Here is a 25649-nt window from a genome sequence, read left to right as displayed (position 1 = left end):
TCACCCGCTGAAGTTCTTTTATGGTGCCCGTACGCGCGGGACAACCGGGACGTCGCGATTGGCATGAATGGGACTGCCGACACGCACGCATTGGCCGAAGGGGGACAGGGTCATCCAAATCGTCAGCCTCAGCTTTTTCCGTTTTGCACCGGGGCTTTCGCGGCTCTGGGCCTTCGCGATGATGGGCCTTGCCCGCCCCGCGCTGGCCCGCGTCCCCGGCATCGGTTTCTGGAAGCTGTGCGGCTCCGGCACCGGCGAAGGCTTCACGCCGAAACCCAACACCGGCGTCTACGCCATTCTCGCCACCTGGCCCGACCTTGCCACCGCGCAACGGCAGACCGCCGAGGCGCCGATCTTCCGCCGCTACGCCCGCCGCGCGGTGGAATGCTATACTCTCTTCATGCAGACCACCTCCGTGCGCGGTGCATGGTCCGGCACGACCCCTTTCGAACCCGATGGATCGACAGACACCGGCCCCGTCGCCGCCCTCACCCGTGCCACGATCAGGCCCCTCGTCGCGCTCCGGTTCTGGCGCCGCGTGCCCGACATCAGCGCCGTCATCGGCACCGATCCCAACGTCGCCTTCAAGATCGGCATCGGCGAGGTGCCGCTTTTGCACCAGGTCACCTTCTCGGTCTGGCCCGACACCGCGCGCATGGCCGCCTTCGCTCGCCACGACGGCCCCCACGCCCGCGCCATCAGGGCCGTCCGCGACGGCGACTGGTTCCGCGAAGAACTCTACGCCCGGTTCAACGTCGTCGCCGAGCGCGGCACATGGCAGGGCGCCAAACCACTTCAGCACCTGGGGGTCGGCGCATGAGCCTCGCCTTTCCGTTCTCCGCCATCGTCGGACAGGACACCATGAAACAGGCGTTGATCCTGACGGCCATCGACCCGGGTCTGGGCGGGGTTCTGGTCTTCGGCGACCGTGGCACCGGCAAGTCCACCGCCGTCCGCGCGCTCGCCGCCCTTTTGCCGCCCATCTCCGCCGTCAAGGGCTGCCCGGTCAATTCCGAGCGCCCCGAGGACTGCCCCGACTGGGCCACCGTGCCCGACACCGATCTGGTGGAACGCCCCACCCCCGTCGTCGACCTGCCCCTGGGCGTCACCGAAGACCGCGTCACCGGCGCGCTCGACATCGAACGCGCGCTCACCCGTGGCGAAAAGGCGTTCGAACCGGGCCTTCTGGCCCGCGCCAACCGCGGCTATCTCTATATCGACGAGGTCAACCTGCTCGAGGATCACATCGTCGATCTGCTGCTCGACGTCGCCCAGTCCGGCATCAATGCGGTCGAGCGCGAGGGCCTCTCCATCCGCCACCCCGCCCGCTTCGTTCTGGTGGGCTCCGGCAACCCCGAAGAGGGCGAGCTGCGCCCGCAGCTTCTCGACCGCTTCGGCCTCTCGGTCGAAGTCGCCTCCCCCACGGATATCGACGAACGCATCGAGGTCGTCCGTCGCCGCGATGCCTTCGACATGGACCGCGAAGGCTTCACCGCCAAGTGGCAGCCCGAGGACGCCAAAATCCGCAAGGCCATCCTCGCCGGCCGCAAAGCACTCCGCGAACTCGAGGCGACAGATGCCATCCTGCGCGACTGCGCAACCCTCGCTGTGGCCCTCGGCGCCGACGGCCTGCGCGGCGAGCTGACCCTGCTCCGCGCCGCCCGCGCCCTCGCCGCCTATCAAGGCGACAAGGCCATCTCCCGCGATCACCTCACCGCCGTCGCGCCCCTGGCACTCAGCCACCGCCTGCGCCGCGACCCGCTGGACGAGGCAGGCTCCACCACCCGCGTCACCCGCACCGTCGCCGAAACCTTCGGATGACAACCGGCGCCGACACCGCCCGCACCCAGCGCGCCCTCGCGGCGCTCGCGGTCGATCCCGGCGGCCTCAAGGGCCTCACGTTCCGCGCCCGCATGGGTCCCGCCCGGCAGGCGTTCGAGACCACCCTGGGCAAGCTGCCAGGGCCCCAGCACCGCATTCACCCCGCCATCACCGACGATCAGCTCTTCGGCGGCCTCAACATCGCCGCCTCGCTGGCCGAAGGCCGCCCGATCCGCGACGCGGGCCTCGCCGACCAGTCCTCCACGCTCGTCCTCACAATGGCCGAGCGCACCCCCTCCGGCCTCGCCGCCCGCCTCGCGCAGCTGCTCGACGCCGATCACGGCCACGCCCTCATCCTGCTCGACGAGGCCGCCAGCGCGGAAGAAGGCGCGCCGCAAGCCCTGCTCGACCGCCTCGCCTTCCATATCGAGCCGCCCGAGGCCGCCACCCCCGTCCGCCTGCCTGCCGCCGCCGATCTCGACGCCGCCCGCAAGCGCCTGTCCCGCGTTCAGGTCCCCGCCGACGCCCTGCCCCAGCTCGTCACCCTCGCCGCCCGCTTCGGCATCCACAGCCTGCGCGCGCCCAGCCTCGCCCTGCGCGCCGCCCGCGCCCTCGCCGCGCTCGATGCCGAGATGACCATAACCGAGGATCACCTTCAGGAAGCCGCCGAACTCGTCTACCCCTCCCGCGCCACCATGATGCCCGCCGAGGCCGAGGACGAAACGCCACCCGACGCGCCCGAAGCGGACCAGTCCGACAACGCGGAGGAAAACGGCGATCAGTCCCTCACCGATCTGCCCGACGACATCCTCGTCTCCGCCATCGCCGCGCTCCTTCCACCCGACATCCTCGACCGCCTCGCCGCCAAATCCACCCGCCCTGCCAATGCGGCGGGCAGCGGCGCGGGCGACCGCCGCCGCGGCAACCGCCGGGGCCGCCCTCTGCCGTCGCGCCCCGGCCGCCCTTCCGCCCAGGCGCGGATCGACCCCATCGCGACCCTGCGCGCCGCCGCCCCCTGGCAAACCCTTCGCCGCACCGGGCGCAACGCCGACCGCGCGCTTCTGATCCTGCCGTCGGACATCCGTATCAAGCGGTTCGAGGACCGCTCCGACCGCCTGCTGATCTTCACCGTCGACGCGTCCGGTTCCGCCGCCGTCGCCCGGCTGGCCGAAGCGAAAGGCGCGGTTGAACTCATGCTGGCCCAGGCCTATGCCCGCCGCGACCAGGTGGCCCTGCTGGCCTTTCGCGGCACGGGCACCGAAACGCTCCTGCCACCCACCCGCTCGCTGGTACAGGCCAAGCGCCGCCTCGCCTCGCTGCCCGGCGGCGGCGGCACGCCCCTCGCCTCTGGCCTGATGGCCGCCGGCGACCTGGCGCACCTCGCCCGTGGCCGCGGCCTCACGCCCATGCTGGTCCTGCTGACCGACGGCCGCGCCAACGTCCCCCTCTCCGGCGAGCCGGACCGCGCTGCCGCAAACGACGACGCCACCCGCCTCGCATCCAGCCTGCGCCAACAGGGCCTCTCCGGCGTCCTCGTCGACACCTCGAACCGCCCCACCGACGCGGCCCGCACCGTCGCCGCCACCCTTGGCGCGCGCTACCTTGCCCTGCCCCGCGCCGATGCCCACGGTATAAGCACCGCCGTCACCACGGCGCTCGAGGCGTAAGGCGCATGGACTGGGCCCGCGACCTGCCGGACTGGCCCCATGCCGACGCGGCGCGCCGCGTCCGCCACCGCCCGCATGACTGGCATGTGCAGGAATGGGGCACCGGCCCCACGCTCCTCTTGCTGCACGGCGCCGGTGCCAGCACCCACACCTGGCGCGACCTCATTCCCCGCCTCTCGGAAAACCACCATGTCGTCGCCCTCGACCTGCCCGGCCACGGCTTCACCCGCGCGGGCAGCGTCTCGCGCCTCGGTCTCGCCACCACCGCCGAAGATATCGCCGCCCTCTGTGCGCATGAGGACTGGCGGCCGCAGGCCCTCATCGGCCATTCCGCCGGCGCCGCCGTGGCGCTCGACCTGGCAACACGCCTGCCCGCCCCCCCCGCCGTGATCGGCCTGAACGCCGCGCTCGATCGGTTCGAGGGCATGGCGGGCTGGCTCTTTCCTATGCTGGCCAAGCTGCTGGCGCTGAACCCGCTCACCGCCATCGCCTTCTCGGCCGGCGGCGCGCGCCCGGGTCGCGCCCGCAACGTGATCCGCGCCACCGGCTCCACGCTCTCCGAAGAGGGGCTTGCCTATTACAGCCGCCTGCTCGCCGACCGCGCCCATGTGGACGGCACACTTCAGATGATGTCCCGGTGGAGCACCGACGCCCTGCTCGATCGCCTGCCAGACATTGAAAGCCCGGTTCTGCTGCTCACCGGCGACCGCGACACGGCGGTGTCGCCCGAGGTCTCGGACCGCGCCGCCGCACGTCTGCCCCATGCCGAACGGATCACGCTGGAGGGTCTCGGCCACCTCGCCCACGAGGAAGACCCCGACCGCCTTTGCGACATCATGCTGGATTGGCTGCAGGGCAAATCTTTTTAGAAAAGATTTGCCAAAAGCTTTCTCAAAGCTTTTGGCCTCACCCCTGCCCCAGCGCCTTTTGCCCCTTCCGGCTGTACCCCCGCGTCATCCGGTCCGCGATCATCGCCAGCGTCGCCATCGCGATGCCCGCGATCATCCCCACACCGAAATCCCCGTTGTTGAGGCCGATATAGATCTCCTGCCCCAGGTCGCTCGTCCCCACCAGCGCCGTGATCACCAGCATCGCCACCCCGAACATGATCGTCTGGTTGAGCCCCAGCAGCAATTGCGGCAACGCCAGCGGCAACCGCACCCGCCACAGCATCTGCCACCGACTCGACCCGCACGCCTTCGCGGCCTCGATCACCTCCGGGCTGACCCCGCGCAGCCCGTGCTCGGCATAGCGGATGGCGGGCACGATGGCATAGGCCATGATCGCCAGCAGCGCGGTGAAATCCCCCAGCTTGAAGAACATCACGAAGGGGATCAGGATCACGAACAGCGGCATGGTCTGCAACGTGTCGCTGATCGGGCGCAGAAAGGCCGACACCGCGTCGTTCTCGGACGCGATCACGCCCAGCGTCGTGCCGATCAGGAACGACAGCGCCACCGCCAGCCCACACAGGTAGAACGAAATCGTCGCCTCGGGCCAGACGCCCGCCACCATCAGGAAGGCCAGGCCCACGCCCGTGCCAATCGCCAGGCGCCGCCCGCCCGCCTGCCATGCCAGCAACACCATCACGCCGGCAATCGACAGCCACGGCAGCCCCGTGATCCCGAAATACAGCAGGATCGCCAACAGCGCGACACCGATGGCCGCCCGCACCCGGCGCCGCAGCAGGAGCCACCCGGCCAGCGCCGCCATCGCCACGGCGTACCCGATCTTCATCGGCATGGTGAACTCGAACCCCCAGGAAAACGGGCTGATCGTCTGCTCCAGCCCCATCTTCACCGGCAGCATCAGGTAAAACAGCGCCGTCGTCTTGATCGCCTTGATCGCGCCCGCGTATTCCACCAGCAGCCAGTTGAACGCATCGTTCATCGCGTCCGCCGGATAGACTTCCCAGGCCCGCGGATACTCCTGCAGGAACGGAAACACCCGCGCCAGAACCAGCATCACGCCCGTGAACACCGCCGCCACGATCCAGTAACGGTAGCGCGCGACGAAACTCTCGTCCTCGCCTGCGTCCGGCGACCGCCCCATCGCGGCCCGCGCCGTGATCCGGTCCATCACCATCGCCATCAGCGCGATCACCACGCCCGCCAGTATCGCCTCGGCCACGTTCGCCTTGCGGATATGGGTTAGCACTTCCCAGCCGATATCGGACGTGCCGCCGATGATCGACGCGATGATGATCATCGAAAAGGCAGCCATCATCGTCTGGTTCACCCCCAGCAGGATCTGGCGCAGCGCGCTCGGCACCCGCACGCGCCAGAACATCTGGCCCGCCGTGGCCCCCGCCATCATGCCCGCCTCGATCACTTCCTCGTCGACCCGGGCAAGGCCCAGCGTCGTGTTCCGCACCATCGGCGGCACCGCGTAGAGGACCGAGGCGATCAGCCCCACCACCGGGCCGAAACCAAAGAGCAGCAGGATCGGCAACAGGTAGGCAAAGACCGGGATCGTCTGCAACGTGTCCATCGTGGGCGTGATCACCCGCTCGGCCCTGTCGGAATAGAACGCCCAGGTCCCCACGCAGAACCCGATCGCCACCGCCAGCGGCACCGACACCATGACCAGCGCCAGAGAGTTCATCGACTCGTGCCAGTACCCGATCACGACCATGTAGAACATCGCCAGAAACGTGAACACGGCCAACTTCCAGCCCGACACCACGAAGGACGCGATCACCAACAGCCCCACCGTCAACGCCCAGGGCATCCAGTGCAACAGGCCGCGCACCCAGGACATCGGGTAATCCATCAGGTCCGAGAACGCGCGAAACGCCGGACCCGCGGTGTCTACCACCCAGTCCATGCCGGTGTTCAGCCAGTCGGTCATGGGCCATTCCCAGGCCTCGGGAAACTCCATCAACCAGCCCAGCCGGTCGCGGAAGCCCAGCGCCACCAGCGTCAGGCCGATCAGCGCGAACCAGGCCCAATGGGTGCGGTCCCCGCTCATGCCGGGGCCTCCTCCTGTTCCGACAGCCGCGCCAGTGCCCGGACCACGCTCTGCGCCGTGACGACGCCCGTCACCGTGCCGCCCTGCTCCACCGCGAGGCCCTCGGGATGCGCCGACAGCATCGGCAACAGAGCCTCGACCGACACGTCGCCCGAAACCCGCTCGCGCCCCTCGGCGGATCCGGCGTCGGGGTCCGTCACCTCGTGGGCCCGCAGCACGCGCACCATCGGCACATCGTTGGTGAACTCGGCCACGTAATCGTCCGCCGGGTTGGTGATCAGCTCGGCCGGCGTGCCGGTCTGCACCACGCGCCCGCCGCGCATGATCATCATCCGGTCCGCCACCCGCAGCGCCTCCAGGAAATCATGCGTGATGAACACGATCGACTTGTGCAGATCGTTCTGGATGCGCAGGAACTCGTCCTGCATCTGCCGCCGGATCAGCGGGTCGAGCGCCGAGAACGGCTCGTCCAGCAGCCACAGGTCCGGGTCCACCGCCAGCGACCGGGCAATACCGACCCGCTGCTGCTGCCCCCCCGACAACTGGTGCGGATAGCTTTTCTCGCGCCCTTCCAGCCCCACCAGGTCGATCACCTTGCCCACCCGCTCGCGGGTATGGTCCTGCGCCGCGCCCTGCAGGCTCAGCGGAAAGGCGATGTTCTCCCACACGCTCAGATGCGGCATCAGGCCGAAATTCTGGAACACCATGCCGATCTGGTGGCGGCGCACCTCGATCATCTCCTTGTCGGATTTCGCGCGCAGGTCCTCGCCATCCAGCAGGATTTCACCATGCGTCGGCTCCACCAGCCGCGACAGGCAGCGCACCACCGTCGACTTGCCCGACCCCGACAGGCCCATGATCACGAAAATCTCGCCCACCGCCACGTCAAAGCTCACATCGGCGGCGGCAGGTATCGCGCCATCCTCGCGGATGCGCCCGGCCAGCGCCGGCGTCTCTTCCGCCGGCTGGCCGCCGGGAAAATACTGCTCCGGTTTCTTGCCGTAGACTTTCCAGATGTGGCGGCAGGACAGCCTCGGCTGGTCCGTCCCGGCGCCATCGCCCTCGCGCGTGTCGCTCATGCTGACCCAGTCCCCCCTGATACGAAAAGGCCGGGCGTCACGACCCCCGGCCTCTCCGATGCGCCCATGCACACCTTACTGCGCGGCCTTGCCGGCCTCGACCCAGGGGGCCCACGTCGCCTCGTTGGCGTCGATCCATTCGGCCACGACCTCTTCCAGGTCACGCCCCTTCTGGTCGATCTCCAGCATCAGCGCGTTCTGCACTTCGTTGTCGATCGAGATCTGCTCGAACACTGCCGCCACGCCGGGGTTCGCCTCGGCAAACTCGGCATTGATGATCTTGTCGATCGAGGCCTGCTGGAAGCCGCAGGCCTTGCCGCGCTCCTGGCCTTCTTCCTCGATGCATTCCCCTTCGGCAGGGTCCCACGCGACCCATTCCATCTCCATGTCGGCAAACAGCCAGTGCGGCTGCCAGAACATCATCAGGATCGGCTCCTGCGTCGCCGCGGCCGACTTCAGCTCGGCGATCATCGCGCCTTCCGATCCGCCCGCCACCGGCTCGAACGGGATGTCGATCATCGCCACCACGTCCTTCGACCGGGTACCCCAGTCGGCGGGATAGGTGATCAGCCGGCCCTTGGGAAAGGTGTCGGCGGCCGCAAAGGCCTGCGCGCAGTCGTAAAGCGCCTCGTAATCCGGCAGGCCGGGGCACTTTTCCTTCATGTAGGGCGGATAGATCCAGCCTTCCTGCGGTTGCAGGCCCAGCTGCCCCACCACGGTGATGTCGCCCGACTCCACCGCCTTGGGATAGATGTCGCCCACGTTGTTGGTCCAGACCTCGGGCTGCAGGTGCAGATCGCCATTGGCGATGGCCGCGAATTGCGGCACCGCGCCCGCGGTCACGTATTCCACCTCATGCCCGGCCTTTTCCAGCAGCGTGCCGGTGATATGCGCCGAAATATGCTGCCCCGTCCATTCGTTGATCGGAATGCGCACCGTTTCGGCCTGCGCCATCCCGGCCCCGGCCAGTGACAGGCTCGCCGCCCACAAGACAGAATTCATCTTCATCGTTCTCTCCCCGTTTTTATTGATGCAGATCATGGCCGCCATCATGCGACGTCCGCACCGTGGACCCAAGCAGAAATGTTTGTTGACCGGAGAGTTAATAAAAACAAGGCTGATATCAGGCGTCCGCGGCGCGGCTGCCGATTTCATGAGCATTGTGTAAGGGAGGATGCCGTGCCGTTGAAAGTTGCTGAAAAATGGTTTCAGACCAAGGATATGGGGGATGGTGTCACCCTCATATGGGAGCCGCATGTCGCGCCATGGTTGCGCTGCAATATCTGGCATATCCAAGGACGCGACCGCGATCTGGTGATCGACACCGGCATGGGCCTGCGCCCCATGACGCGCGAGCTGGCGCAGCTGACCGAGCGCCCGCTCAGCGCCATCGTCACCCATACGCATTTCGACCATTCGGGCGGGTTGCACGAGTTCGACCACCGCTGCGGTCACACGGCAGAATCCGACCTCATCGCCAACCCCACCAAGTCCAACACCTATGCCGACGCCGGCTTCGTCCGGGCCGAAACCTTCACCGCCCTGCCTTACGCGGGCTTCTCGCACGAGCATTACACCGTGACACCCGCGCCGCTCTCCGCCCTTTTGGACGAAGGCGACGTGATCGACCTTGGCGACCGCGCCTTCACGGTCTTCCATCTGCCCGGCCACAGCCCCGGCTCCATCGCGCTCCACGAGTCCGCAACCGGCCTCCTCTTCAGCGGCGACGTGGTCTATGACGGCGATCTCATCGACGACATGGACCATTCCGACCCCGAGGTGCTGGCCGAGTCCCACGCCCGCCTGCGCGAGCTCGATGTCACCACCGTCCATGCCGGGCACTTCAAATCCTTCGGACGCGACAAGCTGATTGAAATCCTCGACGAATACCGCGACGGTGGCCGCCGTCTGGGCGACGCCGACGCATGGCTCGCCGACATGATCGCAAGGAGCAGACCGCATTGACGCAACGCACGGCCATCGTCACCGGCGGGCTGGCGGGCATCGGCCTCGCCGCCGCCCGCCTGCTGCATGAAGCCGGGCACACCATCGCCATCGGCGCCCGGCGCGGCGACGACCGATCGCTTCAGGACATGGCCTGCGACACCGTCGGTAAGGACGTCTTCGTCGCCCCGCTCGACGTGCGCCAGCGCGGCTCGGTCGCGGCCTTCTGCGCTTCGGTGAAAAACCAGTTCGGCACGCCGCAGATCCTGGTCAACGCCGCCGGCGTCACCCGGCACCAGACGGTCTCCGACCATGACCTCGACGCCTGGGACGACGTGATAGAGACCAACCTCACCGGCACCTTCCTGATGATCCACGCGTGTCTGCCCGACATGATGGCATCGGGCTGGGGCCGGATCGTCAACATCGCCTCGACCGCCGCGCATACCGCCGTCGCCGACCACCCCGCCTATTGCGCCTCCAAGTCCGGCGTGCTCGGCCTCTCCCGCGCCGTGGCGTTGGAAGGCGCGCCGCACGGCGTCACCTGCACCACGGTCAGCCCGACCTGGGTTGAAACCGAGATGCTGCGCGACTCGGCGGCCACCATCGCCACCCAGAACGGCACCACCCAGGCCGAAGAGATCGCGACCCTGGCCCGCGCCAACCCCCAGAACCGCCTCGTCCAACCCGACGAGGTTGCAGCCATCATCGCCTTTCTCTGCTCAGATGCCGCCCCCGGCCTGACCATGGAAGACATCCAGATCAACGCCGGCGCGCACTGGTAATCAGGCCAGCCGCCGCGCCCGCCACGCCATGACCGCCGGCTCGATCAGCCCCGCCGACAGGATCAGCGGCAGGCCCACCGCTTCGCGCAGGCCGAACCGCTCCCCGGCCCAAATCGCCGCCGTCACCGTCGCCACCGCCACCTCGGTCATGAACAACAGCCCCACCAGCCCGGGGTTCAGCCGCGACGGCGCATAGATCGTGGCGAACGAGCTGGGCAGGATCAGGATCACCGCCACCGGCCCGAACCACCACATCAGGCCCGCCACCTCGGGCCAGTCCGGCGCGCGCGCCATCCCCTGCACCGTGGCGATCCCCGCCACCAGCAGCGCCACGACCGCCCCCACCAGCAGAAAGTTCACCGCATGGGTCAGGATACGCACCCGCCGTTCCGTCAGGATCAGCGTACAGCCCACGGCCCAGAACATCCCCGAGATCAGCCCGAACCAGTCGCCCGCGTTGCGCGGCAACGGCAGGCCGGTGTCGTCGGCAAAGATCACCACCAGCCCGACAAGCCCCACAAGGATCGACAGCCACCGAAACCACGTCATCCGGTCGCCCAGGAACACCCAGCCCAGCAGGAACCCCCAGATCGGCGTCATGTAGAACAAGAGCACCGCGCGCACGACGTCGGTATAAAGCAGGCCTGCGGCGTAAAGCGCAAAGGCCACCCCGGCCAGGATGCCCCCCAGTAGCGGCCGCAGCCCTTGCGCATAGTCCGCGCGCAACACCCAGACCGCCGGCAGGCTCAGCAGCGCGGGCAGCGTCAGGAACACCACCATCGCCCAGGGCGCATCCAGCCCCGCCTGCTCGATCATCCGCAGCGGCAACCAGAAAATGCCCCAGCACAGCCCCGCGAAAAGTCCCGTCAGGACGGCCCTGTTGTTGCCCTCGGCCAAGGCGCGCCTCCTCTTCTCGTGTTCCGGCCCCCAGTCAGGCACCTGCATGGCACAAAGGCAAGGCATCGCTGCCCCGCCTTCGCATTCGTACCGCCCCCTGCCGCGAATGCCGGCTCAGGCCGCCCGGTCCGGGATATCCACCAGCTTGCCGCGCGGGATCTCGCAAGCCTTGTCGTAAAGCGGCGTCTCGCCCAGCGTCGCGGCATACATCCTGCCGTCCCGGCCCTCGACCATCAGTTCCGTGCCCGGCCCGGCCTCGGCACTGTCCATCAGCGCATAGCCGATCCCGTGCCCCAGATAGGGCGAGACCGCCCCCGCCGTGACACGACCTGCGCTCTTGCCGTTCCACTCCACGCGCCCATTCACCCGCGGCTCGCCATCGGGGCAGACAATCCCGTGCAGGCGCTGGCCCTTGTCGGCTTTCTCCAGCGCGGCCTTGCCGATGAAATCGCCCTTGTCCATGGCCACGAACCCGCCCAGCCCCACATCGTAAGGCGTGGTGCTGGCGTCGAAATCCGAATTGGCGTTCAGGATCCCCGCCTCGATCCGGCGGATATTCATCGAATCCAGCCCGAACATCCGCATCCCGTAGGGCGCCCCCGCCTTTTCCAGATGCGCCCACAGGGCCCCGGCATCGTGATGCGGCTCGGTATAGAACTCCCAGCCCAGCTCGTTGGTGTAACCCGTCCGGGTGATCAGAACGGTCTGCCCGCCGAACTCCACCCAGGCGCTGCCAAAATAGCCGAACGGCTCCGGTATGCCATCCTTCGCCGCATCCTTCAGAACCTCCATCGACAGCGGGCCTTGCACCTGGCTCACATTCACCTCCGGGTCCAGGATCTCCACATCCATCCCCTTCGCATGCGCTCGCGCCCAGTTCACGAAATCCCCGTCCGCCTGCGCGTACCAGAACCGATCCTCGGCCAGCCGCACGAAGACCCCGTCCACGATCAGGCCACCATCGTCGTAACAGGCAATCCCGTACCCACACCGCCCGACCTTCACCTTGGAAATATCGTTGACGAACAAGAGGTTCATCAGCTTTTCCGCATCCGCCCCCCAGAACTCCAGCGGCCATTCGCCGGTATGCAGGCACGCCGCCTTGGTGCGCAGCAGCCAATAGCCTTCGTCCGTCGGCAGATCGTCCATGCAGACGCACATCAGCCGCCGGTTATAGACGCAGTAATGCGGGCCATGTTTCGCCTCGATCGCGTGATACGCATGGCGGCGCAGGTTGAAATCCCAGCCCGCCCCGGGCCGCGTGGTGATCAAGTCCCGCGTCTGCCCGTCGCTCGAAACCATCATTCCCCTGCCTCCGGATCCAGCCGCGCGCCCAGCGCGCCCGCCACCAGCTTCTGGAAATGGTGCACCGCGTGTTCGCTCAGCTCGGTCAGCCCCTCGTCCACGACGAAACGCCCCTGGTTGTACCCGCTGGACTTCAGCCCCTTCTGCACGCTCTCGCACAATCCGATATCCTCGGGCTGCAACACGTCCTTCTGATAGTTGATCGCATCGCGCAGCTGCTCGGTGACTTTCCCGTCCTTCACGAACCAATCCTGGTACTCGACGCAGTGCTCCGGCGCCGTCGGGTTCATCTGCAGCACCGACAGGTTCGCCTCGCCCGGATAGGCCCAGATGGTGAAGTTTGGCCAGACGAACCAGCCCGCATAGCCGAAATCCACGTCGCCCGCCTCGAAGGTGTAGGCCCGCGCGTTCATCGTCCGCGGCTGCCCCGCGCACTGGCTCGAATACAGCCCGCAGGTGATCGTGCGATAACTGTCCATGTCCACCAGGTCGACGAAATCGTGGTGCGCGGGCGCGCAGTGATAGCACTCCAGGAAGTTGTCCATCAGCACCTTCCAGTTCGCCTCCACCTCGTAGGTGTCGCGCTGCGCGAACTGCAAATCGTCGACCGAAGGCACATAATGCCGGATCTCACGCTCCAATTCGCCCATCTGTTCGGCGAAAGGCATCGCACTTTCATCCAGATTGACGAGGACAAGCCCGCAGAACACCTCCACCTTCACCGGCTTCAGCGAAAACTCCTCCTTGCGGAACCCCTCGACATTCTCGGTATTCCGCGCCGACCGCAGATTGCCGTCAAAGTCGAACGCCCAGGCGTGATAGGGGCAGGTGATGATGTTCTTCTTGCCGGTCCCGCTGACCAGCTCATGCCCCCGGTGCGGACACACATTGAAAAACGCGTTCAGCTCACCCGTCCTGCTGCGCGCCACAAAAACGTTCTGCTCGTGGATCTTCACGGTCAGAAACTGCCCCGGCTCCGCCACCTGGCTGACATGCCCGGCATAGTACCAGGTCTTGTAGAAGATCGCGTCCTTCTCCGCCGCCCAGATCTCGGCGTCGTGATAGAACCGCGCGGGCAAGGTATAGGAATTTTTCGGATCGGCCCGGAACGGCTTGTCCCCGGGCATCAGGTTCAACGTCTGCAAGGTCATGGCGCACTCCTTTGCTGGCTGTTGACAGTGTCACCCATTACCGAGGATCATGGCAAACGCTCTTTTCTCATGAATTTGCCCAAGCCTGACTTATGCCAAAACCGCACCTCCCTCCGCTCGACCTGATGGAACCGTTCGAGGCCGCTGCCCGCCTCGGCAGCTTCACCCGCGCCGCCTCAGAACTTTCCGTCACCCAATCCGCCATCTCCCAGCGCGTCCGCAAGCTCGAGTCTCTGCTCGACACGCAACTCTTCACGCGCGGCCACCGCAGCATCACCCTCACCCCCGAGGGCCGGGACCTGCTCATTGGCGTCCGCGCTGCCCTCCAGCACATGACGGCAGCCACCCGCGCGCTTCGACAGCGCGACGACCGCCCCCGCGTGCGCCTCGCCGCCGACACCTCCATGGCCCAGCTCTGGCTCACCCCGCGCTTGGCCTCCGCCCTCGCGGACAGCCCGCCGCTCATGCTCGACCTTCTCGCCTCCGACACCGAATCCGAGCTTCTGACCGCCGACATCGCCCTCCTGCACGGCGCGGGCGACTGGCCCGGCTTCACCGCCACCCGTCTCTTTGCCGACGCGGTCTTTCCGGTCTGCACCCCGGGTTTTTTCTCGCACACGCCGCTGCGCACCCCCGAAGACCTGCTCTCCGCCCCGCTCATCGACCTCGACTATGTCCACTGGAACTGGATGAACTGGGGCATCTGGCTGACCGAGGCAGGGCTCGACCCCACCCGCGCCACCACGCTCATGCGCACCAACAGCTACATGGCCCAGCTGGATGCCGCCCGCGCGGGTCTCGGCGTGGCGCTGGCATGGGAGGGCCAGCTTGCCGATGACCTGACCACCGGCCGCCTCGTGCGCCCCATCGACCACGCGGTCACCACGCCTTTCGGCTACTACCTCATCCTGCGCGACGGGGCCGAACCCACAGCACGGCACCTCGCCCACAGCCTGCTTTACGCCGACACCTGACGCGGCCTGTGCAATTTTCTCCCGCATCCCCGGCCTTTTCATGAGATAAATTCGCGAATCCGACCGCGCGGACCGCACCACCTTGGCAAGCCCCGCGCCGCCTGTTTAACTGTCCCGGAAAACCAGACTCACCCCTAGCCAAGAGGTTCCCCCATGCGCTACCTCGCGCCAACCACGCTGGATGACGCCATCCAGCTCCTCAGCGGCGATCCCGGCGACTGCCGCGTGCTCGCCGGCGGCACCGACCTGCTCGTCCGCCTGCGCTCCGGCGATGCCGAACCCGACAGCATCCTCGACATCAAGCGCATCGAGGACCTGCGCCAGATCACCCCCGAAGACGGCGGCTGGCGCATCGGCGCCGCGGTCTCCTCGGCGGAAATGAACGAACATGCCGAGCTCAAGGCCGCCTACCCCGGCGTCTGCGAGGCCTCGGACCTCATCGGCTCCACCCAGATCCAGGGCCGCTGCACGCTGGCCGGCAACCTCTGCAACGCCTCCCCCGCCGCCGACAGCGTTCCCGCCATGGTCGCCGTCCGCGCCATGGCCCGCGTCGCCGGTCCGAACGGCACCCGCGACGTCGCGGTCGAGGACATCCCCACCGGCCCCGGCAAGACCTCTCTGGAAAAGGGCGAATTCGTCGCCTCCATCTTTCTGCCGGCCAAGCCCGACCGCTCGGGCGACGCCTACCTGCGCTTCATCCCGCGCACGGAAATGGATATCGCGGTGGTCGGCTGCGGCGTGTCCCTCACACTGGACGACAGCGGCACCTGCACCGCCGCCCGCGTTTCTCTCGGCGCCGTCGGTCCCAAGGTCATGGTGGTCGACGCCGCCGCCGAGGCCCTCATCGGCACGAAACTCGACGACGCCGCGATGGATGCACTGGCCAAGGCCTGCTCCGAGGCCGCCTCCCCCATCGCCGACAAGCGCGGCACGGTCGAGTTCCGCACGCATGTGGCCGGCGTGCTCGCCCGCCGCGCCGCCGCCATCGCCAAGACCCGCGCAGAAGGATAAGCAGACATGAGCAACATCCACGTCACCACCACCATCAACGGCGACCCCACGGAATATCTCTGCGCGCCCGATGAAACCCTTCTGGACGTCCTGCGCGACCGGCTCGGAATGACCGGCTCCAAGGAAGGCTGCGGCACCGGCGATTGCGGCGCCTGCTCGGTCACCGTCAACGGCCGCCTCGTCTGCTCCTGCCTCATGCTGGGGGCCGAGGCTGAAGGCGCGAAGATCGAGACCATCGAAGGCATGGCCGAGGGCGATCAGCTGCACCCGCTGCAACAGAAGTTCATCGAACACGCCGCCCTGCAATGCGGCATCTGCACCCCGGGCATCCTGGTCGCCGCCAAGTCGCTCCTGGAGAAAAACCCCGACCCGACCGAGGAAGAAGCCCGCTACTGGCTCGCCGGCAATCTCTGCCGCTGCACGGGCTATGACAAGATCATCCGCGCCGTGCTCGACACGGCCGCCGACCTCAGAAAGGCATCCTGATGGCACTCGACAGCAAACAGGTCCTCGACACGCAAGAGTTCAAGATCGTCGGCACGCGCCCCCTGCGCCCCGACGGCATCGACAAGGTCACCGGCAAGGCCCGCTTCGGCGCCGACATCACCGCGCCGGGGATGCTGATCGGCAAGGTGCTGCGCAGCCCGCACGCCCATGCCCGGATCAAGTCCATCGACACGTCGGCGGCCGAGGCCATCGAGGGCGTCCATGCCGTCGTCACCCGCGCCGACTTCGCGAATATCGAACCCGGCGACGCTGTCTTCGACATCCTCGACAACTGCATGGCCGGGGAAAAGGCACTCTATGACGGTCACGCCGTCGCCGCCGTCGCCGCCAGCTCGGGCCACATTGCCAAGAAGGCGCTGAAGGCGATCAAGATCGACTACGAGGTGCTTGACCACGTGACGGACGTCGACCGCGCCATCGCCGACGGCGCCCCCGTCCTGCACGAGGGCCGCGCCGACGAATCCGTGCCCGAAGGGGCCTCGCCCAACATCATGGCCCGCTACGAGTTCGGCCACGGCGACACCGACAAGGGTCTGGCCGAGGCCGACGAGGTCATCGAGCGGTCCTACCGCACCGAGGCCACGCACCAGGGCTATATCGAACCCCATGCCTGCCTCGCCCAGATGAGCCAGGACGGCCAGGCCGACCTCTGGTGCTGCACCCAAGGCCATTACATGGTCCGCAACACCTGCGCCGCGATCCTCGGCATGGACCAGGGCCAGCTGCGCGTCACCGCGTCCGAGATCGGCGGCGGTTTCGGCGGCAAGACGGCGGTCTTCCTCGAACCCGTGGCGCTGATGCTGGCCCGCAAATCCTCGCGGCCCGTCAAGATGGTGATGACCCGCTCCGAGGTGCTGCGCGCCACCGGCCCTACGGCCTCGTCCTCGGTCGATATCCGCATCGGCATGACGAAGGACGGCCGCATCACCGCCGGTTTCGCCGAACTGCGCTACCAGGGCGGCGCCTATCCCGGCTCGCCGGTCGAAATGGGCTCCATGTCGGCCTTCGCGCCCTATGACCTGGAAAACGTCAAGACCGTCGGCTGGGACGTGGTCACCAACCGCCCCAAACAGGCCGCCTACCGCGCTCCCGGCGCGCCCATGGCCGCCTTCGCGGTGGAATCCGCCATCGACGAGCTGGCCAAGGGCCTCGGCCTCGACCCGCTCGAGGTGCGCCTGAAAAACGCCGCGCGCGAAGGCACCAAGGCCTCCTATGGCCCCACCTACCCCGCCATCGGGCTCGAGGCGACCCTGCGCACCGCCAAGGATCACCCGCACTGGACAGCCCCCTTGGGTCCCAACCAGGGCCGCGGCGTCGCCTGCGGCTTCTGGTTCAACTTCGGCGGCGACACCTGCGTGACGCTCAACATCACGCCCGACGGCACCGTCACCGTGTCCGAGGGCAACCCCGATATCGGCGGCTCCCGCGCGTCCATGTCGATGATGGCGGCCGAGGAACTGGGTATCCCCTACAACAAGGTCCGCACCATCGTGGCCGACACCGGCAGCCTCGGTCAAAACGAGGTCACCGACGGCTCCCGCGTGACCTTCGCCGTGGGCCTCGCCACCATCGAGGCCGCCCGCGCCGCCAAGCGCGAGATGTGCCGCCGCGTGGCCAAGCTCTGGGACATCGACGAGGACGCGGTGGAATGGCGTGACGGCGCGGTGCACCCCACCGGCCACAACGCCGGCTCGCACGATCCCATGACCCTGGCCGAGATCGCCGCCATCGCCTCCAATACCGGCGGGCCGATTGCCGGCCACCACGAGGCCAACCCCGAAGGCGCAGGCGTCTCCTTCGCCACCCACATGGTCGATACCGAGGTCGACCCCGACACCGGCGCCGTGAAAATCCTGCGCTACACGGTCTTCCAGGACGCCGGCAAGGCCGTCCACCCGGCCTATGTCGAAGGCCAGTTCCAGGGCGGCGCGACGCAGGGCATCGGCTGGGCGCTCAACGAGGAATACATCTACGGCGAGGACGGTACGCTCCAGAACGCGGGCTTCCTCGATTACCGCATTCCCGTCGCCTCGGACCTGCCGATGATTGACACGGTCATCCTGGAAATCCCCAACCCCGGCCACCCCTACGGCGTGCGCGGCGTTGGCGAAACCTCCATCGTGCCGCCCCTCGCGGCCATCGCCAACGCGGTCTCCGCGGCGGCCGGCGTGCGCATGACCGACCTGCCCATGTCGCCGCCCAAGGTGCTCAAGGCGATGCACGACAAGTAATCCCGGGACCAGGCCCCGGACCAGCTCCGGGGCCTCTCTGAAACCCGTAGGGTGGGTGAAAACCCACGCGCCTCCACCCGCACAATGCCGCACGCACCCCATTTGCCGCCGCAACCCGCCGCCGATTGAACCTTCCCCCACGCATCGCCGACCCACTCCCGCCACTTGTTGAAAGAAATGGGAGACGCCCCGATGCCAACGCATTACCTCACCGGAATCGACGATCTGCTCGGCTTCGGCAAAGGCGACGACACCGTCTATGCCTTCGGCGGCGACGACTACCTCTTCGGAAATGACGGAAACGACTACCTCCTCGGCATGGACGGCGAGGACACCATTCTCGGCGGCTATGGCTCCGATATCGTCGATGGCGGGGATGGCGACGACGTCATATACGGCGGTCTTCCCGGCGGTGCCGATGTCGGCTCCAACGTGCTCTTCGGCGGCGCGGGCGAGGACCTCATCTTCGCCGGCGACGACGGCGATTTGATCGACGGCGGCACCGGCCGGGACAAGATCATCGGCGCGGCCGGGGCCGACACCATTTTCGGCGGCGCAGGCAGCGACCGCATCGAGGCCGGCGGCGGCCATGACAGCATCGAGGGCGGCACGGGGTTCGATTTCATCCTCGGTGGCGCCGGCAATGACACCGTGAATGGCGGCGACAGCCGCGACACCATCAAGGGCGGCTCCGGAAACGACCACCTTTCCGGTGACGACGGCAGCGACGAGTTGCACGGCAACAGCGGCGACGACAATATCTTCGGCGGCGACGGCAACGACCGGATCCTGGGCGGCCGAGATAACGATTTCCTCCACGGCGGTTACGGCAACGACACGCTCGACGGCGGCGCCGGCGACGACTGGATCATCGGCGGCGAAGGCCCCAATCCCGGCGACGGTCTCTACGGTTACGACGACGTGGCCTATGGCGGGGCGGGCAACGACTATATCTACACCGGCTCGGGCAACGACACCGCCGACGGCGGCACCGGCAACGACACGATCTATTCCGGCTCGGGCCAGGACGTGATCCATGGCGGCTTCGGCGATGACCTGATCCACGCCACCGATCCGCCCGATGGTTTCTTGGAAGGGCTCAGCCGTTACACTCCCACGCTGGATGACAGTATCTTTGCCAGTGACGGCGACAACACCATCCATTCCGGCGCGGGCAACGACCTGGTGACATCGGGCGACGGAAACGACTACATCCGCTCGACCAACGGCAGCGACACGGTCCACTCGGGCAACGGCGACGATTTCGTCTGGCTCAGCACATCGTACGTTTCCCCGGATCCGGACCTGCCTCCCGCACCGACCGAAACCGATCTCGGCGGCGGCGACGACACATACTATTCCACCGGCTTCAACGACGACATCGTCCAGGGCGGCGACGGCGAGGATTTCATCTACATCGAGGGCGGCAACAACCTGGTCTTCGGCGGCGCCGGGGCCGACATCATCCAGGGCGGCGACCGCGACAGCGGCAGCACGAAAAGCGCCCAAGCCTCGCTGGATATCATCTACGGCGGAGGCGGCGACGACAGTATCTATGTCTGGGGCGGCAACAACCTCGTGGATGGCGGCGCCGGCAACGACACGATCGACGCCCGCCTGGGCGAAGACCTCACCCTTGGCGGCACGACCCGCATGAACGGCGGCACCGGCGACGACTGGCTGATCGGACGCCGGGGCGAGGCCGACGAGTTCGTCTTCACCCACGGGGGCGATTTCGGCACCGACGTCATCCGCAGCTTCGACGCCGCGCACGACCGCATCCTGATCGACACGTTCCAGGACGATCCGGTCGCGTTCACCTCGACCATCGTCGGCACCAGCGTCCATATCGAATTCGAAGGCGACGCCGGCCTGCTCTCCATCGAAGGCGGGGCCGCCACCTGGAGCGACAGCTACATCGAGTTCATCTGACATGCACCGAATGGCGCCCCGCCCCCCGTCCCGGGCTTGACCCGGGACCTTCCGGCCCCAAGATACCCCTCATGGTACAAGTCACGATATGGGGCTCGCTCGCCCGGTTCACCGACGACGCCCGCGAGGTCGAGGTCGAGGCGGACAACCTGCGCCAACTGCTCGACGGGCTGGCGCAGAAATACCCCGGCCTGAAACCCCAGCTCGACCGAGGCGTGTCGGTCTCCATCGACGGACGCGTCTATAACGACAACTGGTTCCAGCCCATCCGGCCCGACAGCGAGGTCGTTCTGCTGGCGCGCCTCAAGGGCGGCTGACCCGTTTCGACAGCGACACAGGCTCGCGCAGCGCCGAACCGCACCCGCCCTAGTCGCGCGACAGCGCCGACAGCGGCGCGCGCAGGCGAAAGACCAGCCCCTCGGTGTCGAACGTCACCTCGGTCCTGGCCCCCAGCGCCCCCTCGGTCAGCTTGGTCAGCACCTGCGTGCCGAAGCCCGCCGTCTTGGTCCCGGTCACCTTGGGCCCGCCACGCTCGACCCATTCCAGCGCGAAATCCGGGTTTTCGTCCCCGGTCACAGTCCAGGTCACCACCACACGCCCGCCCTCTTCCGACAGCGCTCCGTACTTCGCCGCGTTGGTCGCCAATTCGTGGGTCACCATGCCCAGGATCTGCGCCGCATTGCTGGAAATCATCAGGTCCGGCCCGTCCAGCACCATCCGCTCGCGCGCCGCGCCCGAAAAGGGCCTTACCTGCTCGGTGAAGATCTCGCGCAGGCCGAACCGGCTCCCGGCATCGTGCATCATCGCTTCCTGGTTGCGGCCCAGCGCGGCTAGCCGCGCCAGCAGGCGGTCGGCGACCTCCTCGGGCGGCGAATGCCGCGCCAGCTGCCGCACGATCCCCGACACCACCGTGATCAGGTTCTTCGCCCGGTGCCCCAACTCCCCGATCAGGAATTGCGCCCGGCGCTCCGCCATCTCCTGCGCGGTGATGTCGACCATGGCGAAGACCCCCTCCACCGGCAGACCGTCGGCATCATAGGTCACCTGCTTGCGCGCGTTGACCCAGCGCAGCGGCACGTCCGGCACCAGGATGCGGTGCGTCATGTCCAGCACCTGCAATGGATTCTCCGGCGACAACAGGCATTCCAGCCCCTCCTGCACCTGCGGCCAGTCCTCGGGATGAATCCGCGCGTGCAACTCCGACCGCGGCACCTCGACGCCCGCGTCCAGCCCGAAGAACTCCGCCGCCAGCGAGTCGCAGCGCAGCGTGTCGGCGCGGTAATCCACCTTTCCCAAACCGACACGGGCGACCCTCAAGCCAAGTTCCATGTCGTCGGATGTCAGGGGGATGTTCAGCGGGGTCTCTAAGTCTCTCGTCATGGCATGTGTTTCGGGGCGCTACAGGGGGCCGTCAATGTCACAGTTTAAACGCAACGCAGATTTTCATTCTCAGGCAAAATCCTGCCGCCAGTCGGCTCCCGGGGCAAGTCCGGCGCGATGCCGCACAAGGCGTCACGGGCGTGCTTTCGGGGACCTCCCGCGCGCGTCCCGCCGTTTCGCCTCATTCAACACCGCCCGCCGCGATGCGTAGGGTGGGTGAAAACCCACGCCGCCTCCCGGATTTTCGAAACGAACCCGACTCGAAAACGCCTTACCCGCAGACCCGGCAGACCGTTTCCCACTCCTTCAACCGCTCCGCCACGGGCACGGGCACCGGCCGGTCGGTGAAGAACATGTCGACCTCTGCCAGCGACCCGATCCGCGCCGGCGCCATGCGGTGAAACTTCGAATGGTCCGCCACCAGGAAGGTCCGGCGCGCCCGCGCGATGATCGACTGGCTCACGTGAACCTCCTGAACGTCGAAATCCAGAAGGTCGCCGTCATTGTCCAGCGCCGAGCAGCCGATGACGGCATAATCGAACTTGAACTGCTCGATCACCCGCGTCGTCAGGTTGCCGATAAGCCCCCCGTCCGAGCGCCGCAACACGCCACCCGCCACCACGATCTCGCACTCCGTATTGGCCACCAAAATATTGGCAACATTGATATTATTTGTGATCACCATCAGGTCACGGTGGCTCAGAAGCGCGCGCGCCACGGCCTCGGTCGAGGTCCCGATATTCAGGAAAACCGACGCGCCGTCGGGGATCTCCCGCGCGCAGACCTGCGCCATCGCCTGCTTGGCGGTCTCGTTCAGGCCGCGCCGTTCCTCGTAGCCGATATTGGACACGCCCGACGGCATGACCGCGCCGCCATGCACGCGCTCCAGCCGCCCGGCCTCGGCCAGGTCCGTCAGGTCGCGCCGGATGGTCTGCACCGTCACGCCGAACCGCTCGGCAAGGCCTTCGACCGTGACCTTGCCCTCGTTGCGGGCGATCTCGAGGATCTCGGGATGACGAAAAGTCTGTGACATGCGCCTGAACCATAGTTTCGGGTTTTTTCGTTTTCGCGGAATTTTCGCACATGTCAAAGAAAAATCCGGGCCTGGGGACCATTTCGCAGCCGCAGAAAGTCCATGCGGCGGCGCATACATGCGACCTAAGATACTGACTTAACTTGATTTTCCAAAAACCGAACAAAAACGAAAGAAGCGTTTGACTCCATCAACCTGAACGTGCTCACTTACCGGGCACGGTTTCCGGCGGCATCTGGGGAGGATGGATGCACCCAAGTCCCGAAAATATAAGCGATATTTTCGTCATCGGGGGCGGAATCAACGGCTGCGGCATCGCCCGCGACGCCGCCGGCCGCGGTCTTTCCGTCACCCTGGCCGAGATGAACGACCTCGCCTCCGCCACCTCCTCGGCCTCGACCAAGCTCTTTCACGGCGGCCTGCGCTACCTCGAATATTTCGAGTTCCGCCTCGTCCGCGAAGCCCTGATCGAGCGCGAAGTCCTTTTGCGCAACATGCCCCATATCAGCTGGCCCATGCGCTTCGTGCTGCCCTATCACCGCGACATGCGCTTCGAGGGCGGCACCCCCACCTCGCGCCTGCTGGAAAAGATCATGCCCTGGATGCGCGGCCGCCGCCCGGCCTGGCTCATTCGCCTCGGTCTCTTTCTCTACGACAGCCTCGGGGGCCGCAAGATCCTGCCCGCCGCCCGCTCCCTCTCGCTCGACGGCACGCCCGAGGGCGCACCGCTGAAATCTCATTTCAGACAGGCGTTCGAGTATTCCGACTGCTGGGTCGAGGATGCGCGTCTCGTGGCGCTCAACGCCCGCGACGCCGCCGCCCGCGGCGCCGAGATCCTCACCCGCACCCGCGTCACCGGCGCCCGCCGTGCGGGCGAGTTGTGGGAGATCGACCTCGAAGACACCGCCACCGGCGCCCTGCTGACCCGCCGCGCCCGCGCGCTCGTCAATGCCGGCGGACCGTGGGTGGGCAACATCATCCAGGACGTCACCCATATCGACAGCCGCGAAGGCGTCCGCCTCGTGCGCGGCAGCCACATCGTCACCCGCAAGCTTTTCGACCACCCCAAGTGCTACTTCTTTCAGGGCACCGATGGCCGCATCATCTTCGCCATCCCCTACGAACAGGATTTCACCCTCATCGGCACCACCGATGCCGACCACCCCGACCCGGGCACGCGCCCCGTCTGCACCCCCGCCGAGCGGGACTACCTGTGCAGTTTCGCCTCGGAATATTTCGAGACCCCCGTCACCCAGGACGACATCGTCTGGACCTTCTCGGGCGTCCGCCCGCTCTATGACGACGGCGCCAAGTCGGCGACGGCGGCCACCCGCGACTACGTGCTCAAGCTCGACACCGACGGCCCGCCGCTGCTGAACATCTTCGGCGGCAAGATCACCACCTACCGCCGCCTCGCCCAGGCCGCGGTGGCCAAGCTCGCCGCCCATTTTCCCAAGGCCACGGCCGACTGGACCGCCGACGCCGCCCTGCCCGGCGGCGATTTCGCCGTCGAGCACCGTGACGACATGGCGGCGCAACTCCAGGCCGACTACCCCTTCCTGACCGAAGCCTGGGCCTACCGCCTGCTCCGCGCCTACGGAACCGAGGCCCGCACCCTTCTGGGCGACGCGACCACCGCCGCCGACCTGGGCCGCACCTTCGGCGCCACCCTGACCGAACGCGAGGTCCGCTGGCTCATGACCCACGAGTTCGCCCGCTCCGCCGAGGATATCGTCTGGCGCCGCAGCAAGCTGGGCCTGCGCATGTCGGATAGTGAAATCAAGGACTTGCAGGACTGGATGCAAGCCAACCCCGAAGGCGACAGCATCGTCGCCGCGGCGGCAGAATAAGGACGCAACCGATGACGCTGGTTCTGGACAACGTGTCGAAACAGGTGGGGGCCGAGATGCATATCCACCCCACCGACCTCACGCTGGAAAAAGGCACGATGAACGTCCTCCTGGGCCCCACGCTCGCGGGCAAGACCACGCTGATGCGCCTGATGGCGGGGCTTGATGTCCCCACCACGGGCCGCATCCTCTGGGACGGCACGGATGTCACCGGCATGCGCGTGCAGGATCGCGGCGTCGCCATGGTCTACCAGCAGTTCATCAACTACCCGTCGATGAGCGTTTACGACAATATCGCCAGCCCCATGCGCTTGTCGGGCAAGCCAAAGGACGAAATCGACCGCGCCGTGCGCGACACCGCCGAGATGCTGCAACTCACCCCCATGCTTAACCGCAAGCCGCTCGAACTTTCGGGCGGCCAGCAGCAGCGTTGCGCCCTGGCCCGCGCGCTGGTCAAGAACGCCGGCCTCGTTCTTCTGGACGAGCCGCTCGCCAATCTCGACTACAAGCTGCGCGAGGAACTGCGCATCGAGATCCCCCGCATCTTCGAGGAATCCGGCGCGATCTTCGTCTACGCCACCACCGAACCCGAAGAGGCGCTTCTGCTGGGCGGCCACACCGCCACCCTCTGGGAAGGCCGTGTCACGCAGTTCGGCCCCACGCCGAAGGTCTATCGCCAGCCGGCCGATGCCACCACCGCGCGGGTCTTCTCGGACCCGCCGATGAACTTCCTGCAAATCTCGAAAACCGGCGGCAAGCTGATGTTCGGCGAGGGCCAGTCCCTGCCCGCCACCGGCAAGATGGCCGAGCTGCCCGAGGGCCGCTACACCGCCGGCTTCCGCCCCAACCACCTGGAAATCGAACAGCATACCGACGCCGCCATGCGCTTCACCACGCAGCTCAGCGTGACCGAGCTCACGGGCTCTGAAACCTTCATCCACCTCGACCACGGCAGCACCCGCTGGGTCGGCGTGATCCACGGCATTCACGATCTGGAACCGGGCCGCGACCTGCCGGTCTATCTGGACCCGGCGCATATCTACATCTTCAGCGACGACGGCGACCTGGTCTCCCCCGCCGCCTACGCGCTGGCCGCCTGAGGGGCTGAGGGA

The 25649-nt window shown here is 67.1% G+C and carries 22 protein-coding genes; 14 read left to right on the top strand and 8 right to left on the bottom strand.

Annotated elements, in window-relative coordinates; genetic code table 11:
- Window positions 1-67: 67 nt before the first annotated feature.
- Genes crtA through bchO form a run of 4 tightly spaced genes read left to right on the top strand, consistent with a single transcriptional unit; the run spans window position 68 to window position 4357 of the window.
- Complete coding sequence (crtA, locus tag KUV49_RS21105) at window positions 68-820, top strand: spheroidene monooxygenase (RefSeq protein WP_222452852.1); 753 nt, start codon at window positions 68-70, stop codon at window positions 818-820.
- Window positions 817-1821 carry a magnesium chelatase ATPase subunit I gene (gene bchI / locus KUV49_RS21100; protein WP_222452851.1) on the top strand — a complete coding sequence of 335 codons (1005 nt, stop codon included), beginning with the start codon at window positions 817-819 and terminating at the stop codon, window positions 1819-1821. The genes crtA and bchI overlap by 4 nt, the downstream gene beginning before the upstream one ends.
- On the top strand, window positions 1818-3488 hold the full coding sequence (locus KUV49_RS21095) for a magnesium chelatase subunit D (RefSeq protein ID WP_222452850.1): 1671 nt from the start codon (window positions 1818-1820) through the stop codon (window positions 3486-3488). Before bchI ends, KUV49_RS21095 begins: the two co-directional genes overlap by 4 nt.
- A 5-nt stretch (window positions 3489-3493) precedes the next feature.
- Window positions 3494-4357, top strand: coding sequence for an alpha/beta fold hydrolase BchO (gene bchO / locus KUV49_RS21090; protein ID WP_222452849.1), 864 nt, complete (start codon window positions 3494-3496; stop codon window positions 4355-4357).
- A 37-nt stretch (window positions 4358-4394) separates the two neighbouring features.
- Here the strand turns inward: bchO and KUV49_RS21085 are convergent, their stop codons facing one another.
- The 3 genes from KUV49_RS21085 to KUV49_RS21075 all read right to left on the bottom strand — a co-directional run bounded on the left by KUV49_RS21085 (window position 4395) and on the right by KUV49_RS21075 (window position 8545).
- Window positions 4395-6458 (bottom strand): ABC transporter permease subunit, encoded by a 2064-nt coding sequence (locus KUV49_RS21085; protein WP_222452848.1) that lies wholly within the window; start codon window positions 6456-6458, stop codon window positions 4395-4397.
- Complete coding sequence (locus tag KUV49_RS21080; RefSeq protein ID WP_222452847.1) at window positions 6455-7537, bottom strand: glycine betaine/L-proline ABC transporter ATP-binding protein; 1083 nt, start codon at window positions 7535-7537, stop codon at window positions 6455-6457. The genes KUV49_RS21085 and KUV49_RS21080 overlap by 4 nt, the downstream gene beginning before the upstream one ends.
- Window positions 7538-7612: 75 nt before the next feature.
- Window positions 7613-8545, bottom strand: a complete 933-nt coding sequence (locus KUV49_RS21075; protein ID WP_222452846.1) for an ABC transporter substrate-binding protein — start codon at window positions 8543-8545, stop codon at window positions 7613-7615.
- Between the two features lie 171 nt (window positions 8546-8716).
- Here KUV49_RS21075 and KUV49_RS21070 point away from each other — a divergent pair, with 171 nt between their 5' ends.
- Window positions 8717-9502, top strand: a complete 786-nt coding sequence (locus KUV49_RS21070) for an MBL fold metallo-hydrolase (RefSeq protein WP_315901781.1) — start codon at window positions 8717-8719, stop codon at window positions 9500-9502.
- The gene (locus tag KUV49_RS21065; protein WP_261391647.1) at window positions 9499-10266 is read left to right on the top strand and encodes an SDR family NAD(P)-dependent oxidoreductase; all 768 of its coding nucleotides are present in this window, start codon (window positions 9499-9501) and stop codon (window positions 10264-10266) included. Before KUV49_RS21070 ends, KUV49_RS21065 begins: the two co-directional genes overlap by 4 nt.
- Here the strand turns inward: KUV49_RS21065 and KUV49_RS21060 are convergent, their stop codons facing one another.
- From KUV49_RS21060 to KUV49_RS21050, 3 genes are all read right to left on the bottom strand, one after another.
- Complete coding sequence (locus KUV49_RS21060; protein ID WP_222452843.1) at window positions 10267-11163, bottom strand: DMT family transporter; 897 nt, start codon at window positions 11161-11163, stop codon at window positions 10267-10269. It abuts the gene before it with no gap.
- Window positions 11164-11277: 114 nt separating this feature from the next.
- Window positions 11278-12468 (bottom strand): aminomethyltransferase family protein, encoded by a 1191-nt coding sequence (locus KUV49_RS21055; RefSeq protein ID WP_222452842.1) that lies wholly within the window; start codon window positions 12466-12468, stop codon window positions 11278-11280.
- Complete coding sequence (locus KUV49_RS21050; RefSeq protein WP_222452841.1) at window positions 12465-13619, bottom strand: aromatic ring-hydroxylating oxygenase subunit alpha; 1155 nt, start codon at window positions 13617-13619, stop codon at window positions 12465-12467. Before KUV49_RS21050 ends, KUV49_RS21055 begins: the two co-directional genes overlap by 4 nt.
- 125 nt (window positions 13620-13744) lie before the next feature.
- Here KUV49_RS21050 and KUV49_RS21045 point away from each other — a divergent pair, with 125 nt between their 5' ends.
- The 6 genes from KUV49_RS21045 to KUV49_RS21020 all read left to right on the top strand — a co-directional run bounded on the left by KUV49_RS21045 (window position 13745) and on the right by KUV49_RS21020 (window position 20591).
- Window positions 13745-14593, top strand: coding sequence for a LysR substrate-binding domain-containing protein (locus KUV49_RS21045; RefSeq protein WP_222452840.1), 849 nt, complete (start codon window positions 13745-13747; stop codon window positions 14591-14593).
- Between the two features lie 153 nt (window positions 14594-14746).
- Entirely contained in the window at window positions 14747-15604 is an 858-nt protein-coding gene (locus KUV49_RS21040) for an FAD binding domain-containing protein (protein WP_222452839.1), read from the top strand.
- A gap of 6 nt (window positions 15605-15610) precedes the next feature.
- On the top strand, window positions 15611-16090 hold the full coding sequence (locus KUV49_RS21035) for a (2Fe-2S)-binding protein (protein WP_222452838.1): 480 nt from the start codon (window positions 15611-15613) through the stop codon (window positions 16088-16090).
- Window positions 16090-18342: a xanthine dehydrogenase family protein molybdopterin-binding subunit gene (locus tag KUV49_RS21030; RefSeq protein ID WP_222452837.1), complete on the top strand. Its 2253-nt coding sequence runs from the start codon at window positions 16090-16092 to the stop codon at window positions 18340-18342. The genes KUV49_RS21035 and KUV49_RS21030 overlap by 1 nt, the downstream gene beginning before the upstream one ends.
- 192 nt (window positions 18343-18534) lie before the next feature.
- Entirely contained in the window at window positions 18535-20274 is a 1740-nt protein-coding gene (locus KUV49_RS21025; RefSeq protein WP_222452836.1) for a calcium-binding protein, read from the top strand.
- A gap of 71 nt (window positions 20275-20345) precedes the next feature.
- Window positions 20346-20591, top strand: a complete 246-nt coding sequence (locus KUV49_RS21020; RefSeq protein ID WP_222452835.1) for a MoaD/ThiS family protein — start codon at window positions 20346-20348, stop codon at window positions 20589-20591.
- 49 nt (window positions 20592-20640) lie between these two features.
- Here KUV49_RS21020 and KUV49_RS21015 read toward each other — a convergent pair whose 3' ends face one another.
- Both KUV49_RS21015 and KUV49_RS21010 read right to left on the bottom strand, forming a co-directional pair.
- On the bottom strand, window positions 20641-21654 hold the full coding sequence (locus KUV49_RS21015; RefSeq protein ID WP_222452834.1) for a sensor histidine kinase: 1014 nt from the start codon (window positions 21652-21654) through the stop codon (window positions 20641-20643).
- Window positions 21655-21925: 271 nt separating this feature from the next.
- Window positions 21926-22687, bottom strand: a complete 762-nt coding sequence (locus KUV49_RS21010; protein ID WP_222452833.1) for a DeoR/GlpR family DNA-binding transcription regulator — start codon at window positions 22685-22687, stop codon at window positions 21926-21928.
- Between the two features lie 248 nt (window positions 22688-22935).
- Here KUV49_RS21010 and glpD point away from each other — a divergent pair, with 248 nt between their 5' ends.
- Together glpD and KUV49_RS21000 are read left to right on the top strand one after the other, a co-directional pair.
- Window positions 22936-24537: a glycerol-3-phosphate dehydrogenase gene (gene glpD / locus KUV49_RS21005; RefSeq protein ID WP_222452832.1), complete on the top strand. Its 1602-nt coding sequence runs from the start codon at window positions 22936-22938 to the stop codon at window positions 24535-24537.
- 11 nt (window positions 24538-24548) lie between these two features.
- A complete protein-coding gene (locus tag KUV49_RS21000) occupies window positions 24549-25637 on the top strand; it encodes an ABC transporter ATP-binding protein (protein ID WP_222452831.1) in 1089 nt (362 codons plus the stop codon).
- Window positions 25638-25649: the final 12 nt, after the last annotated feature.

It is taken from the genome of Roseovarius atlanticus (genome assembly GCF_019802205.1).
Lineage (GTDB): Bacteria > Pseudomonadota > Alphaproteobacteria > Rhodobacterales > Rhodobacteraceae > Roseovarius > Roseovarius atlanticus_A.
The sequence above is the reverse complement of the archived record's forward strand: the minus strand, read 5'-3'. Positions and strand labels throughout refer to the sequence as shown.